At 47.0% G+C, this 16105-nt stretch carries 14 protein-coding genes; 5 read left to right on the top strand and 9 right to left on the bottom strand.

All coding sequences use genetic code 11. The features are described 5' to 3' along the window. Both AC4MRN_RS12940 and malQ read right to left on the bottom strand, forming a co-directional pair. Positions 1-674, bottom strand: a 674-nt coding sequence (locus AC4MRN_RS12940; RefSeq protein WP_491203507.1) for a GlgB N-terminal domain-containing protein, incomplete at its 3' end; no start/stop codon positions are given. Between the two features lie 41 nt (positions 675-715). Next, complete coding sequence (gene malQ, locus AC4MRN_RS12935; RefSeq protein WP_491203506.1) at positions 716-2911, bottom strand: 4-alpha-glucanotransferase; 2196 nt, start codon at positions 2909-2911, stop codon at positions 716-718. Positions 2912-3201: 290 nt separating this feature from the next. On the opposite strand from malQ, the gene gap reads away from it, so the two are divergent. The 3 genes from gap (at position 3202) to AC4MRN_RS12920 (ending at position 6033) form a co-directional block, all read left to right on the top strand. Next, positions 3202-4197 carry a type I glyceraldehyde-3-phosphate dehydrogenase gene (gap, locus tag AC4MRN_RS12930; RefSeq protein ID WP_073321574.1) on the top strand — a complete coding sequence of 332 codons (996 nt, stop codon included), beginning with the start codon at positions 3202-3204 and terminating at the stop codon, positions 4195-4197. A gap of 148 nt (positions 4198-4345) precedes the next feature. Next, entirely contained in the window at positions 4346-5188 is an 843-nt protein-coding gene (locus AC4MRN_RS12925; RefSeq protein ID WP_491203505.1) for a D-hexose-6-phosphate mutarotase, read from the top strand. Positions 5189-5424: 236 nt separating this feature from the next. Then, on the top strand, positions 5425-6033 hold the full coding sequence (locus AC4MRN_RS12920) for an MYXO-CTERM sorting domain-containing protein (protein WP_491203504.1): 609 nt from the start codon (positions 5425-5427) through the stop codon (positions 6031-6033). A gap of 101 nt (positions 6034-6134) precedes the next feature. Here AC4MRN_RS12920 and AC4MRN_RS12915 read toward each other — a convergent pair whose 3' ends face one another. Genes AC4MRN_RS12915 through zwf form a run of 5 tightly spaced genes read right to left on the bottom strand, consistent with a single transcriptional unit; the run spans position 6135 to position 11755 of the window. Continuing rightward, entirely contained in the window at positions 6135-6776 is a 642-nt protein-coding gene (locus AC4MRN_RS12915; protein ID WP_073321585.1) for a bifunctional 4-hydroxy-2-oxoglutarate aldolase/2-dehydro-3-deoxy-phosphogluconate aldolase, read from the bottom strand. A gap of 4 nt (positions 6777-6780) precedes the next feature. Beyond that, positions 6781-7731, bottom strand: a complete 951-nt coding sequence (locus AC4MRN_RS12910; protein ID WP_073321589.1) for a glucokinase — start codon at positions 7729-7731, stop codon at positions 6781-6783. Then, positions 7728-9557: a phosphogluconate dehydratase gene (gene edd / locus AC4MRN_RS12905; RefSeq protein ID WP_073321592.1), complete on the bottom strand. Its 1830-nt coding sequence runs from the start codon at positions 9555-9557 to the stop codon at positions 7728-7730. The genes AC4MRN_RS12910 and edd overlap by 4 nt, the downstream gene beginning before the upstream one ends. Positions 9558-9566: 9 nt before the next feature. Then, complete coding sequence (gene pgl / locus AC4MRN_RS12900; RefSeq protein WP_155014668.1) at positions 9567-10259, bottom strand: 6-phosphogluconolactonase; 693 nt, start codon at positions 10257-10259, stop codon at positions 9567-9569. A 2-nt stretch (positions 10260-10261) separates the two neighbouring features. After that, a complete protein-coding gene (zwf, locus tag AC4MRN_RS12895; RefSeq protein ID WP_073321600.1) occupies positions 10262-11755 on the bottom strand; it encodes a glucose-6-phosphate dehydrogenase in 1494 nt (497 codons plus the stop codon). A 294-nt stretch (positions 11756-12049) separates the two neighbouring features. Here zwf and AC4MRN_RS12890 point away from each other — a divergent pair, with 294 nt between their 5' ends. Then, a complete protein-coding gene (locus AC4MRN_RS12890; protein ID WP_073321603.1) occupies positions 12050-12901 on the top strand; it encodes a MurR/RpiR family transcriptional regulator in 852 nt (283 codons plus the stop codon). Positions 12902-13248: 347 nt separating this feature from the next. Further along, positions 13249-14685 carry a pyruvate kinase gene (gene pyk / locus AC4MRN_RS12885; protein WP_370164081.1) on the top strand — a complete coding sequence of 479 codons (1437 nt, stop codon included), beginning with the start codon at positions 13249-13251 and terminating at the stop codon, positions 14683-14685. Positions 14686-14778: 93 nt separating this feature from the next. Here pyk and AC4MRN_RS12880 read toward each other — a convergent pair whose 3' ends face one another. Both AC4MRN_RS12880 and AC4MRN_RS12875 read right to left on the bottom strand, forming a co-directional pair. Then, complete coding sequence (locus AC4MRN_RS12880) at positions 14779-15336, bottom strand: NAD(P)H nitroreductase (RefSeq protein WP_487967377.1); 558 nt, start codon at positions 15334-15336, stop codon at positions 14779-14781. Positions 15337-15441: 105 nt separating this feature from the next. Then, complete coding sequence (locus AC4MRN_RS12875; RefSeq protein ID WP_491203508.1) at positions 15442-16059, bottom strand: HvfX family Cu-binding RiPP maturation protein; 618 nt, start codon at positions 16057-16059, stop codon at positions 15442-15444. Between the last annotated feature and the right edge of the window lie 46 nt (positions 16060-16105).

Here is a 16105-nt window from a genome sequence, read left to right as displayed (position 1 = left end):
CCCCATTCATATTGGGCGTGGTCGTAAATACGTGACGCATGTGAGGGATATTGTTCAGCGGAAAAGCCAATGGGATCTGCCTTGTGTGGCAATTGATGTCCATGGGCATCTTTGAGCTGGTACTTATAACGTTCTCCGGCTTTCAGCCCTGGTATTACAAGTACCCAATAGCCCAACTCAGTTTTCTGCATTGGATGGCAGCGACCATCCCAACAGTTAAAATCGCCAATCAACGACACCGCGGAAGCATTAGGCGCAAATACCGCAAACCGTACTGCAGAAACGGACTCCTCTCCCACGTTAACAGTAACCAATTGCGCGCCAGCCTGACGATAAAGATTCTGAGGCTGATGGTCGATAAAATGCACAGCGTGATACGCATCCTGCTGAAACTGGTAAGGGTCGCACACTTCCACAGCTTCATGACCAAGCTCTGCAATGTAGCGATACCCCGTATCGGGATTTACCCCGTCAACCTGCCCTTTGAATAACCCGGATGATTCAACTGACGACAAACGCCCTAACGGTGACTTGGACTTTGCGTCAATCACCGTGATCGCAGTGGCGCCCGGATACCAAACTTTCACTTCTGCGCCGTTTTTATTGTATACCGGCCCTAAAACAGAAAAAGGCTGACTACACTCAGCCTTGGCAAGTTGCCCTTCATACTGCATGCATAACTCCTGCAACGCTTGCCCGCAGGCAAGCTTTAAAATTACTGACTAGCCTGCTGCCGACCAGCTTGTATTCGATTAGCCAACGATACAATAGTCTCGTCGCTAAAGATATCCTCTAAATCACGGCTTAACTTCCTGCGCCAGTTGGGATATTCCATAAACGTACCCGGTACGTTAACCGGTTTATCCATCTCCAGCCAGTCTTCAAGCTGAAGGCTTAACAACGCGCTACTGCCATGTGCCATATGCACCTGCATGGCCTGATTGAGCGTTCGTGTCATACCGACGTAATTCACATCACGGCTTATTTCGTCGCCAATCATGTGGTGACCGTGCAACGTATCCAGGATAGCTTGCTTGTCTTCGTGTCTGGAAGCATACAGTGTTTGCAGTACTTCCTCGTCGGTATACAATCCAAGCTCTTTGCCCAATTCCAGATCAAGGCAGTGCCAATAACCAATTAAGGTTGGCATATCGTGGGTAGTTAACGTTGCCATACTTTGTTCAGGATAATGAGACGGTGAAAAATACCCGCCATCTTCGGCCTGCTCAAAGAAAAATACGCGATAGGAATAAACGCCGTTGTCGGCCAGTTTTTGTTTAATTTCCTCTGGTACGGTGCCTAGGTCTTCACCAATGACCAGTGCCTGGTGTCGGTGACTTTCCAGTGCCAGAATAGCCAGCAGATCGTCGACCGGATAATACAGATACCCTCCGTCGCGGGCGTGATCGCCCTTAACAACCCACCACAATCTCAACAGACCCATTACATGGTCAATGCGCAAGGCCCCTGATGATTTCATGTTGGTAGAAAACAAATCAATAATAGGTTGATACGCTTGTTGATATAGCTTTGCCGGATCCATCGGCGGTAAGCCCCAGTTTTGCCCCAACGGACCAAGAATATCTGGCGGAGCCCCTACACTTGCACCGGTACAATACAGCGACTTATTACCCCAAATTTCCGCGCTGCCTTCACTCACACCCACGGCCAGGTCCCTGTAAATACCAATCCCCATACCCGCATCAATAGCAGCTCGGTTAGCCATTTCCAATTGCAGCGACGCTTGCCACTGCAGGAACATGTAAAACTTCACGCGTTTGGCGTGCTTTTTCGCAAATGCGGTGACATCCGGACTGTGAAAATCGCGCCATCCTTCTGGAAATACAGGCCAGCCCCAGGCTTCTTTACCCGCGTCCTGTAAGTGTTCCTGAATAGCATCGAACGTAGCCAGCATAGCCAGGCTTTCGCCCCCTTCTTCTACAAAGGCTTTGAACGCTTTATTTTGCTTGGTGTTTTTCTTTAAGTAGCGATCATAATAAACCTCAAACAAAGGCTTCAATGCTTGCATTTTAAGGGCAGTCACACTGGCGTAATCAACATAATCAACGGCTTTTGCTTGTTGCAATTGTTGCTGGAAGCTTTCGCTTTTCACTACAGACTGCACCGAAGGATCGTCAAAACAGTCCACTGCACTGACGTCGATATACAGGTAATTCAGCCACCGTCTTGATGACGGTCCATAAGGGCTGCAAGCATCCGGGTTGGCCGGGTATAGCGCGTGTATCGGATTTAACCCGATAAACCCCGCCCCTTGAGAGGCAGCTTGCTTAACCAGTTGGGCCAGATCGGTAAAATCGCCTATACCCCAATTCTGCCGGCTGCGAAGACAGTACAATTGGACACTCAGGCCCCACTCTTTTTTGCCGGCATTAATCGCTTCTGGCTTATAGCAGGATGCCGGTGCAATGATAACGCGCATGGTTGCCAATGACTCTTCGTCAATAATAAGCGAAAGCTGGTGGTAACCAAGCGGCAGTGTTACATCTACTGTGACGGCATATTCGTGATATTCCGTCTCTTCCATCTCTGCTACATTAAGCAAAGTATGCTCAACAGGAATAACATCACTTGTAAGTTGCTGGCCGTCTTCTTGCGCAATTGCCAGTGTAAAGGTGTCATTTACCAAAGAAATCGGTAAACGCAATCGAATCATTATCGGGTGATCTTGTCTAACTACCTGAACCGGGTCGAGTGGCTGTTGCCAAATCTCGGCAATTTCCTTGTCCAGTTGTGAAGAAATTGCAGCTTCGGTACTGATGTCGTAACCGAGAGCCTGAAGCAGTTTCGCTTTACTGTCTTCAGAAATAGTCGCAGGATTACCCCACGCATCAACATAGTGGGTTTCAACGCCGCGCATTTCGACAAGCTTTTGCAAAACTTGATTGGTCATGGGTGTTTCCTGTTTATAAATACTGGATTGCCTCTCACCTTCAAAGGGTGTTGGCAATATGGCCTTTTCTCAATACGCTACATTATTGTAGAAGTTATTCTGGCGCGAAATTGAATACGTTTGCATTAACACGTTATGTACATTATTTATACAAGTTAATCCTAAAACCTGTAGGTTAATTTTGTAATTTTGCAACATTTTTGCATTAAAATTTTGCCTTGTCTGTAAATTTGATCCATACTTTACGTAATTATTTTTCACAATTTAACCTAATACTATAGAGGCATGTTATGACAATACGCGTTGGAATCAATGGGTTCGGTCGAATTGGCCGTCTAGTCATGCGCGCTGCAGCAAGCAGAGACGACATCGAAGTTGTAGCAATTAACGACTTACTTGAACCAGACTACATTGCTTATTTACTTAAGTACGACTCAACTCACGGCATTTTCGGCGCAGAGATCAGCGTCGACAACGGTCATTTGATTGTAGACGGAAAAACCATCCGCGTAACGTCAGAACGTGATCCAGCAGCATTAAAATGGTCTGAAGTTGATGTTGACGTTGTCGTTGAATCGACTGGTTTGTTCCTGACCAAAGAAACCGCGAGCAAGCACTTGGAAGCGGGCGCGAAGAAAGTGGTTATGTCTGCGCCTTCTAAAGACGATACGCCTATGTTCGTTATGGGTGTTAACCACGATAGCTACGAAGGCGAAACTATCGTATCGAATGCGTCGTGCACAACAAACTGTCTTGCTCCTATTGCTAAAGTGCTGAACGACAACTTCGGTATTGTTGACGGCCTGATGACAACAGTTCACGCGACCACGGCAACGCAAAAAACCGTTGATGGTCCTTCTGGTAAAGACTGGCGTGGTGGCCGCGGTGCGGGTCAAAACATCATCCCATCTTCTACCGGTGCAGCAAAAGCAGTAGGTAAAGTTATCCCGGCACTAAACGGTAAACTGACTGGTATGGCATTCCGTGTACCTACTCCTAACGTGTCTGTTGTTGACCTGACAGTAAACCTGGCCAAGCCAACCTCTTACGCTGATATCTGTAAAGTGATGAAAGAAGCGTCTGAAGGCGAACTTGCAGGCATTCTTGGTTATACCGAAGATGCAGTGGTATCAAACGACTTCGTTGGCGACGCACGTACCAGTGTATTTGACGCAGAAGCCGGTATCGCATTAACAGATACCTTTGTAAAAGTCGTATCTTGGTACGACAACGAGTGGGGTTACTCAAACAAGGTACTTGACCTGGTTCAGCACATCAGCAAGTAACTGATTAACCGAAATTAATCATTTAAAGGTGCGATTTTACTCGCACCTTTTTTATTTGTAGGGCAAGATAATCTGCTCGGAATTATTATTTAACTAGCTCAAAAGTGAAGATTTTCTTTTTCACAGCAATACCTCGGAGACCGAAAGGATGCAATCAACGTACTTCCACACCGAAATAAAAAACGGCATTGAATACCTCATTATCGAGAACGAGGTGGCAACGTGTCGTATTAGTTTGTTTGGTGGTCATGTACTGTCATTCATCCCTAAAAGGGATAACCGGGACCGGTTGTGGGTTAGTCCACTTGCCTTTTTAAATGGCGAACGTCCTATTCGTGGTGGCGTACCGGTTTGTTGGCCTTGGTTCAGCGATGATCATGGACAAGAAAAAGGCGAACTACCTGCTCACGGATTTCTGCGTACTCAGCACTGGGCTGTAAAGCAAACAGACAGTACTGAAACGCTGAGTAAAGTTGTGCTTATTCCAGGTACAACAAAGGGCAAAGGTTTCGAGTTTGATGCCTCCGTAGAACTCATTGTTGAAGTAGGCGAGTCGCTGACAATGACATTAGTCACAGAAAATACCGGTGACGTGCCCTTCTCTTTCAACTGCGCACTGCACACCTATTTTGATGTAGAAAATATTAAAGACGTTGAGCTCAAAGGCCTGTACGGAGAATACAAAGACAAACTGTCGGATTGGGAAATACTAAACACACCAACAGCTTATACTATTGAAGGCGAAGTCGACAGGATTCACCTTGAAGCCATTCCCAGTGTCGTAATTGAACGTGACCAGTCCGACTATATTACAATTGAATCATCTCAACACGATAGCCTAGTGGTATGGAACCCCTGGCAAGGCGCTGCAACCATGAGTGATATGGATGCATTCTCTTATAAACAAATGGTGTGCGTCGAGACCGCTATTACGCAAGGGAAGCAGTTATTACCGGGTGAGAAATGCGCAATGCGACAGAAAGTGAGTTAGCATTTCCTGTCAAGTTTCTTTACAAAATTTTAAATTTGTCGCTGTAAAACCGTAATTCATCTTATTTCCAGTATAATAAAATACTGTTTTATAAGCATATACGATTATTGTGTAAATATTGGCCTGAAGATTGCGTTATTTCTGTCGGCTAGTAGTAATAAGTATTGGAGAAGTAATTTATTTAGCCTCTATTTTGAAGTTTAGACGGAACTGAGTTCATCTCGGAGGATATTATAATGCGAAAAACGGCAATAGCCTTATTGGCAGGCTTAGGGTTATTAATTTCAAATGCAGCAAACGCTCACCTTGTCTCGTTCGGTTGGAAAGATCAGGGCAACGGCACTGTAATTTTCTATGGCCAACACTGGCATGGTGACCAATCTGGTCCATCCACGGCAAATGGTGGTGTACGCATAGGTGTTTGGGATTCGAACGTCTCAGCCGCTGCTCAGGCAACTAACACCTGGCAGCTATTTCAATGGGTAGGTCACATCAACAACTGGGGCGGTACAACAGCTCAAAACGATTTACTGGTCACAAACGGTGAATTAGACGGCTGGGCACCAGATGTAGGCAATTTCACAAACTCATCAAGTGACAACGACTGGTTTTACACCATACCTTTCGTAATTGGTAACGGTACATGGGGTTTATTCACCGGTACTAACTGTTGTATTGATACCATGTCTGTTCCTGGCGAGTTTACCCTGACAGGGATCTCATCTATTCCTGACGGCACTGGCCCTGGTAATGCGCCACCTTCGACGGCAAGTGCGCCAGGCTCTGTTGCGCTATTGGGTTTAGGTTTAGCGGGACTGTTAGCCCGTCGTAAATTCACGAAGTAGCAGCTACCGTTTACCATGCAGTGCTGAATTAGCACAAGCAGAAAAAAAGCCGTCGTTACAATGTAACCACGGCTTTTTTAATATGTGTTGAATAGCAAGTATTAAACCTTAGCACCTTCTACAGCTTCTTTTGCTAATTGAGTAATACGTGCCCAGTCACCGCTGTTAATAGCATCGTCTGGCGCAACCCATGAACCACCTACGCATTTCACGTTCTTTAATGCGAGGTAGTCATTGTAGTTGCCTAAACCGATTCCGCCTGTAGGGCAGAAGGTAATGTCTGGGAAAGGACCACTAATAGATTTAATTGCCTTAACGCCACCTGACGCTTCCGCTGGGAAGAACTTCAAATAGCTATAACCGGCATCCTTCGCTTTCATCAGGTCTGATGTAGATGAAATACCTGGAATCAATGGAATTTCACATTCCTGCCCTGCTTTCAATAAATCGTCAGTCATACCCGGGCTAATGGCAAACTTCGCACCCGCTTCTACAACTGCTTTCAATTGTTGAGCATTGGTAACAGTACCAGCACCAATTAATGCATCAGGTACTTCAGTTGCAATCCGTTTGATCACGTCAAGTGCAGCAGGTGTACGCAAGGTCACCTCAAGCACTTTAATACCACCGGCCATTAATGCGTGCGCAAGAGGGACTGCATTTTCTACATCATCAATTACCAATACTGGTACTACAGGTCCCGCCGCAAAAATGTCAGCTGGCGAACATTTCCAATTTGTCATAGAGTCAACTCGCAATCTGTTGTTGTAAATACGCTGATGCACCTAACAAACCATGGTCTGGTTCATTAATCAGGTATGTTGGAATAGGTTGTACGTAATGTTTCATGCGTCCTTTTGCTTCAAATCGCGCTCTGAAATCACTGTTCATTAGCAACTCAGTGAAGCGTGTGGCAATACCGCCACCAATAAATACACCGCCGGTTGTGGCCAGATTTAATGCCAGGTTACCTGCAAAACTGCCCATAATTCGACAAAATTGCTGTAGTGCTGCGAGACACGTCTCACATTCACCGTTCAAGGCTTTTTCTGTCACTTGTGCGGGCTCAGTTACGCTTAACGTCTCACCAGCATGCAGTGCCAGCGCTTGATATATGTGTAACAAACCACGACCAGACAGCACGTCTTCTGCTGACACTCGGTCCAGCTTGCCCTGCAAATAACGCCAAACAACCAGGTCAGTCTCATCCACAGGCGCAAAATCCACATGGCCACCTTCGCCGTCCAGCGTCGTCCAACCTTGATCAGACAGTTGCATGTGCTCAACACCAAGGCCAGTGCCCGGACCAAACACCACAACATTTCCCTGAGGGTTAGCCGTGCCAGATCCAATTTGTACCAGTTGTTCACCGCTTAACACAGGCAGCGAATGCGCCACCGCGGTAAAGTCGTTAATAACAAATAAAGCATCAAGGTTTAATTGCTGCGTTAACGCGCGTTGAGAAAACACCCAACTATGGTTGGTCATTGCCACTTCGTCACCGGTAACCGGACACGCAATGGCAATACACCCCGCGCTGAATGACGTGTCAACGTCACTAAAATACTGCTTCAAGGCCAAATCAATGGTGGCAAAATCGTTACACAGATATTTGCGAATATTTGCTATACCATCAGCAGTGACAGTGGCAACACGAATATTTGTGCCGCCAACATCCGCTACAAAATAGCCGCTCATACACGTTGCTCCTGGTCGTAGAACAGCGTACATGCGCCCTCTTCCGCACCAGTGATCACACCGCGCATACCGCCAAACATTTCACGTCCCATACCTTGGTGTACGTCGGTCAGATCAGCCACCTTCGCAGTACGCTGCGCCAGCGTCGCTTCGTCAACACACAGTGTTAATTCACCCGTCGCAGTATTCAGTTCGATAATATCGCCTGATTCTACCTTGGACAGTAACCCGCCCAGATAGGCTTCAGGGGTAACATGAATGGCTGCAGGGACTTTACCAGAAGCACCAGACATACGACCATCCGTTACAAGTGCAACTTTAAATCCGCGGTCCTGTAACACACCTAATGGTGGTGTCAGGCGGTGCAACTCCGGCATGCCGATAGCGGCAGGCCCCTGGAAGCGAACAACAACAATGCAGTCCTTATCCAAATCACCAGCTTTAAACGCAGCATCCAATTCATACTGATCTTCAAATACCACTGCTGGCGCTTTGATATGACAAACGGGGTTTTTAAGCGCAGATGTTTTAATAACTGCTCGGCCCAAATTACCACTCAGTACGCTCAAACCACCGTCTGGCTTAAAGGGTTCAGATACTGTTGCAAAGACTTCTTTGTCGTGTGATTTAGTCGGGCCATCCCGCCATACCAACTCGCCATCTTCCAGTACAGGCTCTTTGGTGTATTGCTCAAGGCCATCGCCACAGATGGTTTTCACGTCGTTGTGAATCAAACCATTGTCTAACAGCTCTTTAAACAACAATGCCATACCGCCGGCAGCAACAAAGTGGTTGATATCAGCAGATCCATTCGGATAAATACGGGTTAACAATGGCACCGCATTCGATAAATCAGAGAAGTCATCCCAGTTAACAATGATGCCAGCTGCGCGAGCTACTGCAATTAAGTGCATGGTGTGGTTGGTTGAGCCACCCGTTGCCAACAATGCAACTATACCGTTTACTACGGCTTTTTCGTCGACGATATGACCGATTGGCGTGTAGTTATCGCCTAAATCTGTCAGGCGAGTTACCTGGCGAGATGCCGCTCTGGTCAATTCATCACGCAGCGCTGTGCCCGGATTAACAAATGAAGAACCCGGCAGGTGCAAGCCCATCATTTCTACCACTAACTGGTTGCTGTTCGCCGTACCGTAGAAAGTACAGGTACCTGCCGAGTGGTAAGACTGAGATTCAGCTTCCAATAATTCGTCACGACCCGCTTTACCTTCAGCAAACGCCTGGCGAACACGCGCTTTTTCTTTATTAGGTAGTCCACTAGGCATCGGCCCCGCTGGTACAAATACCGTGGGTAGATGACCAAAGCTCAACGAACCGATAAGTAGTCCCGGCACGATTTTATCGCAGATACCCAGCATCATGGCACCGTCAAACATATTGTGAGACAAGCCTACTGCGGCACTTAACGCGATGACATCACGGCTCATCAGGCTGAGTTCCATGCCCGGGTTACCCTGAGTTACACCGTCACACATAGCCGGTACACCGCCCGCGAATTGGGCAACACTGCCTACTTCTTTAACCGCATCCTTGATAATTTGCGGATACGTTTCGTATGGCTGGTGCGCTGACAACATATCGTTATAAGACGATACAATCGCGATGTTCGCTTTGGTCATACTGCGCAAATCAGATTTTTCTTCCTGATTACACGCAGCGAACCCGTGTGCCAGGTTACCGCAAGACAGCACGCCACGGTGTGGACCCTGACGACGCGCTTTGTCGATTTTAGCCAGATACGCCTGACGGGTAGCACGGCTTCGCTCGATAATTCGTTGTGTTACGTCATTAATTTGTGAATTCATGCTGTTCTCCTACGGCGCCCACTTTAATGTCACCTGCGCAGCGTTCACAACAGCTACGATGGGCTTTTCGGCTGCTGACGCATTCGCCAGCGCATCATTCAAAACGTCACGTTTTTTATCACCTGTCAGGTGAAGAAAGATATTCCGGCTCGACACAATAGCTGGCAACGTTAAAGACATACGCTGATGTGGCGCTGTCGTTGGCTGAGTTGCAATACACACTCTGCCACTGTTCATATCCAAACCGGCTTCAAGCTGCTCACTACAGGGGAACAGAGAAGCCGTGTGACCATCTTCGCCCATGCCCAAAATGAGCACGTCGAAAGGTTGAGACATTGTAGCCAGTCTGGCTTCACAGTCTAATACTGCGTCCGCGGCATCAGACTCCGCTGATTTCATGTCAACAAAGCGCGCTGCTGCCGCTTTGCCCACCATCAGGTTTTGCTTAACCAGCTTGGTGTTGCTGGCATCGTCCTGCTCATCAACCCAACGTTCATCTACCAGAGAAACATCTACGTTTGACCAGTCGATATCAGCGTTACACAGCGCCTGAAATAATGGCAGTGGCGTGCGTCCGCCACTCACCATCAAACTGGCTTTGCCTCGGGATGCAATCGCATCTGACAGCAGTCTAGCAATGTCATCAGCAAATGCCGTATTTAACGCCTCAGCGCTTTCATATACAGATTCAATTAATGCCATAACTACTTTTTCTTGGTAATTTTGCTTTCGTACCAGCTGCGATCTTCGCGAGCCAGCAATCCAATAGACGCAACCGGGCCCCATGTACCAGCCTGATAAGGCTCTGGTGGCTCGTTAGTGCTATCCCATGCAGCAAGAATCGAATCGACCCATTTCCAGGCTTGTTCAATTTCATCGCGACGAACGAACAGTGCCTGATTACCTAACATCACCTCAAGCAACAGCTTTTCGTAAGCATCCGGAATACGCTCATCGGAGAACGCTTCAGAGAAACTCAGGTTTAGTTTAGATTTTTGCAGGTCCATAGAACCAGAACTGGTTAATCCCGGTACTTTATTCATTACCGTGATCTCTACGCCTTCATCAGGCTGTAAGCGAATTACCAGCTTGTTTGGCGGCAGATTTTTGAAGCTGTCGCTGAACATGTTGTGAGGCTGTCGTTTGAAATAGATAACAACTTCAGACACTTTAGTCGGCAAACGTTTACCTGTACGCAGGTAAAACGGCACACCGGCCCAACGCCAGTTGTCGATTTCAGCCTTAATAGCAACAAACGTTTCCGTTTTACTTACTGTGTTGGCGTCATCTTCTTCCAGGTAACCGGGTACTTCTTTACCTTTAACGAAACCAGATGTGTACTGGCCTCTTACGGTAACGTCATTAATGTTAGAAGAATTAATAGGACGCAGTGCACGCAGCACTTTCAGCTTTTCATCACGAATACTGTCGGCATTCAGTGTTGTTGGCGGCTCCATAGCAACCAGACTCAGAATCTGCAGCAAGTGGTTTTGAACCATGTCACGCATCTGACCGGCGTCATCGAAATAACCCCAACGCCCTTCAATACCTACTGACTCAGCAACGGTGATTTGAACATGGTCAATACAGTTGTGGTCCCAGTTAGTAGTAAAGATTGAATTAGCGAAACGCAGGGCAATCAGGTTTAGAACCGTTTCTTTACCCAGGTAGTGGTCAATACGATAAATCTGGCTTTCGTCAAAGTATTCAGCCACTTGCTCATTAATGACTTTTGACGATTTAAGATCGTGACCAATGGGCTTTTCCAGCACCAGACGAACGCTGGAATCAATAATATTGCAACCGTGCAGACCACGACAAATATCACCGTAAATCGCTGGCGGGGTTGCCAGGTAACACACCATTGTGCGCTCTGCATTTACGTGTTTTTCTAACGCGCTGTAACTGGCGATATCTTTCATATCGATTTGCGCGTAAGCCAAGCGTGCCTGGAAACGTTCCCAGGTTTCTTCACAAATGGTCTCACCGGCAAATTCGTCCAGTGCAGCACGAACGTCTTCAACGTAACCTTCGTTAGTTTGTTCCTGGCGGGCAACACCAATCAGTGTTGAGTCGGGATGTAACAAACCTGCTTTTTCCAACTGATACAGCGAAGGTAACAGCTTGCGTCGTGAAAGGTCACCTTTGGTGCCAAACAACACAAAATCACAGGCTTCAAAAGAACTATCCATCACCATGTAATCGGCCTTATCTCAAATTGTTCGGATAGCGTCAGGCGTAGTCTTACGCTATCGGGGTATTTTGTTGCCATATAGTTAACAACAAATGTAGTAAAATTACAACTTATCATTCCGGATGAATTTATAACGGTGGGTGATATTACGCTACAGGCCCCGCCACAGCAGTTTCATTTTGGAAATCGATGCTGTAAATAATGTTAAAAAATTACATTTTTCTTGTACGTTCTTTCATATTCAGTAGTATAACGCATGGGAAAACACACTATTTTACTGAAGTGTAACTGCAAGAATATGAATATTTTAGAAAAAATAACACAACATAAATCGGCGTTCAGTAAGTCAGAACGCAAAGTGGCAGAAGTAATACTGGCAAACCCTCAATCTGCAATTCACTCCAGTATAGCAACATTGGCTAAAATGTCAGACGTTAGCGAGCCAACGGTAAATCGCTTTTGTCGGCGCCTGGATACCAAGGGCTTCCCGGATTTTAAGCTGCATTTAGCGCAAAGTCTGGCCAACGGTACGCCTTACGTTAACCGCCACGTTGATGAGAATGACGGCCCTGACGAGTACACAACAAAAATTTTCGAATCTACCATGGCCTCACTGGAAGTCGCGCGACAATCTGTGTGTGTAAATACCGTTAATCGCGTAGTCGATTTGCTTACACAGGCGCAGCGTATTTCATTTTTCGGACTGGGTGCATCTGCGTCTGTTGCACACGATGCCCTGAATAAGTTTTTCCGCTTCAACGTGCCGGTTGTCTACTTTGAAGACATCCTGATGCAGCGCATGAGCTGCATGAACTGCGGTTCGGGTGATGTGGTTGTACTGATCTCACATACTGGCCGTACCAAAAGTCTGGTGGAAATCGCGCAAATTGCTAAAAACAACGACGCCACTGTGGTAGGGATTACTTCGGCGAATAGTCCGCTGGCCCAGGAGTGTACGTTTGTGCTATCTCTCGAGGTACCAGAAGACACCGATATGTATATGCCGATGGCGTCTCGTATAGCTCAATTAACGTTAATCGACGTTCTCGCAACCGGATTTACGCTGCGTCGCGGCAACAAATTCCGTGAAAACCTGAAACGTGTGAAAGACACCTTGCGAGGCTCGCGATTTGAGAAACGCGGCGGCTAACCCCTAAGTACCGATTCATATCAAAAAGAGGCTTACCAGCCTCTTTTTTTGTATCTGTTTTCAACTAGCCACCTGCCCTTTATAATTTGCAGTGTAGGTAACTAACAAGCTTGTATTTTAACGTCAAAACACCTCTAAAACGCTATAAGCACACCCTCCCTTATAGATAAATAGCTATATTTGGATAGTTTTTACACCGTCATATAATAATTCTTATAAAGAATCTTTAATCTGCCATTCACAATTTGGTCAAATTCGTCTAGTATTTTGTAATTAAATTACGAAATAGATTTACAGCAATACTCCCTAGGGTAGTCCCCTCACTTAACACGAAAGCGAAAAGCACTATGACGAGACGAACAAAAATATTAGCGACATTAGGCCCAGCAACTGATACACAAGAAAAAATAGAAGCCATCATTGCTGCTGGCGCCAACGTGGTTCGAATGAACTTTTCTCACGGACAGGCAGAAGATCATATTGAGCGCGCTAAGCGAGTTCGCGCTGCTGCTCGTAATCTTGGCAAATACGTAGCTATTTTAGGTGACCTTCAGGGCCCTAAAATCCGTGTATCACGCTTTGAAAACAGCGCGGTACACCTTGCTGTAGGCGCTGATTTTATTCTGGACGCAGAGCTTGACCGAGATGCAGGTAACGAAAAGCAGGTAGGTATTGACTATAAAGCGCTACCGGATGATGTAAGCCCGGGTGACATTCTGCTTTTGGATGATGGCCGCATTCAATTGAAAGTAACAGGTGTAGAAGGCCGTAAGGTACACACCGTGGTTACCGTTGGTGGAAAGCTGTCTAACAACAAAGGTATCAACCGCCTGGGTGGTGGCCTTTCAGCAGAAGCACTGACTGAGAAAGACAAGCGCGATATAGTAACGGCTGCAGAGATTGGCGTAGATTATCTGGCAGTGTCCTTCCCTCGAAGTGGTGCTGATTTGGATTACGCACGTGAGCTGGCCGTTGCAGCGGGTTGTAATGCAAAAATTTGTGCCAAAGTGGAACGCGCAGAGGCCGTAGCAACCGACGAAGCAATTGACGACATTATACGCGCGTCAGATGCAGTGATGGTTGCCCGCGGAGACTTGGGTGTCGAAATCGGCGATGCTGAGCTGGTTGGTGTGCAAAAGAAACTGATTGCACGTTCACGTCAACTGAACAAAGTAGTCATTACGGCGACTCAGATGATGGAGTCCATGATTGACAGCCCTATGCCAACACGTGCCGAAGTAATGGACGTGGCTAACGCCGTGTTAGATGGCACAGATGCGGTCATGCTATCTGCGGAAACAGCAGCGGGTAATTTCCCGGTTGAAACCGTACAAGCAATGGCGCGCGTATGTGAAGGCGCAGAAACCCACCCTAGCATCAAGTTCTCCAAGCACCGTTTGGACGAAATGTTTGACTCAGTTAGCGAGACCATTGCGTTGTCAGCAGTATACGCAGCGAATCACCTGCCAGGCGTAAAAGCCATTGTAGGCCTGACTGAAAGTGGCAGCACGCCTCGCCTGATGTCGCGTATAACAACCAAGCTGCCTATTGTAGCTCTGTCACGTCACGAGGGTACGCTGAATGCCATGGCATTGTATCGCGGAGTTAAACCAATGTACTTTAACTCCAGCGAAAGCGCGCCAGGCGAATTGAAGAACGATGTTGTTGCTTTACTGAAAGAACACGGTCTGGTTGAAGCTGGCGACACCTTTATTCTGACGCACGGCGACCGCATGGAAACGATTGGGGCAACCAATGCGATTAAAATTATTGACGTTGAATAAGACTACGTCTTATTTCTGTTAAAAGAAAAAGCCAGTTGCTTCATACAACTGGCTTTTTTATGACTTTGACCCGGCCCAAATCCATGACGTACGTTATTTTTGAGGCCAGGGTTTAAAAAACTCACTCGTCTCTGGTACTGGTTTCTGCGGTACTTCCTGGACCGGTGTACCTAAATACAAAAAACCAACAATTTCATTCTCTTCAGCTATTCCTAATCCGGCTTTCACAACAGGACAATGCGCGTAAGCCCCCGTTCTCCAAATGCCCTGAAAACCTTGAGCAACCGCGGCCATCTGCATTGCCATCGTTGCGCACGCAGCAGACCCCAACTGCTCTACCTGAGGCACCTTTTCATGCTCCTGGTAGTTTGTTGCCACTACGATGATCATAGGCGCTCTCACCGGTAACTGAGGCGCACGTTGTATTTCTCGTTCAGACTTATCGTTATCTATGGCTGATTGCTCAAACAATGCACCCAGTTGGTCCAAACCTTTGCCTTCAATTACTAAAAACTGCCATGGGGTCAGTGAGGCATGGTCCGGGGTACGCAAGGCCGCTAATTTGATATTTTCCAGTGCTTCACCTTGTGGCGCCGGTGCGGACAAACGGGGTTGAGAGCGACGGGTAAGTAAAAGTGTTAACGCATCCATGAAAGCCTCTGATGTCTGTAAAAAATGACTGCTAGTCACAGAACGAATCACCTGTGACCGAACTAAAACTAAAGACTCGCAGACGATAACGTTAGCAACGATGATTTACAAGCCGCATCGACGGGCAATATATCGGGACAGGTAATAATCGATACTAGTGTAGCGCCCTGCCCCAAAGCACAGCAACACGAGCAACATGACGAAATAGGTCGCCGCAAACTCAATACCGTTGTTGAGAATGACGAAATTACCACTGCTGGTAAGCCATTCAATATACCCATGTTCTTCCAGTAATGATTTGGCGGCAGCCAGTTTCTCTGGCGCTTCCATAACCGACGGATTCATCAATAAAGTACCATCGGCAAGCCAGCTATTTGAATCAGCAATTGCCAGCCAACCGTTTTCAGCATGCACGGTAACCATGGCAACGATCATAGTGATCAGCAAAGGGATACTGACCCAACGAACTGCCAATCCCGGCACCAATAGCAGACCGCCGACGAACTCTGCCAATGACGCCAGCATTGCCAGTACATAAGGGAACGGCAGGCCCAGACCAAATTCTGCGTCTTCAAACCATTGAACTGTGCTATCGAAATTAGCCAGCTTTTGCCAGCCAGCCTGCACCATCACAGGTGCCAGATACAAGCGAATCAGGAGCAACACCACACCATCTATATGCCGGGTTAGTAATTGCAGTTGCTGTTGGATTTTAAAGCACAGTTTTATCACACCTGGTACCTTTATAATTATCTGTTTTATTGTTTGT

It is taken from the genome of Marisediminitalea sp. (genome assembly GCF_984433645.1).
The sequence above is the reverse complement of the archived record's forward strand: the minus strand, read 5'-3'. Positions and strand labels throughout refer to the sequence as shown.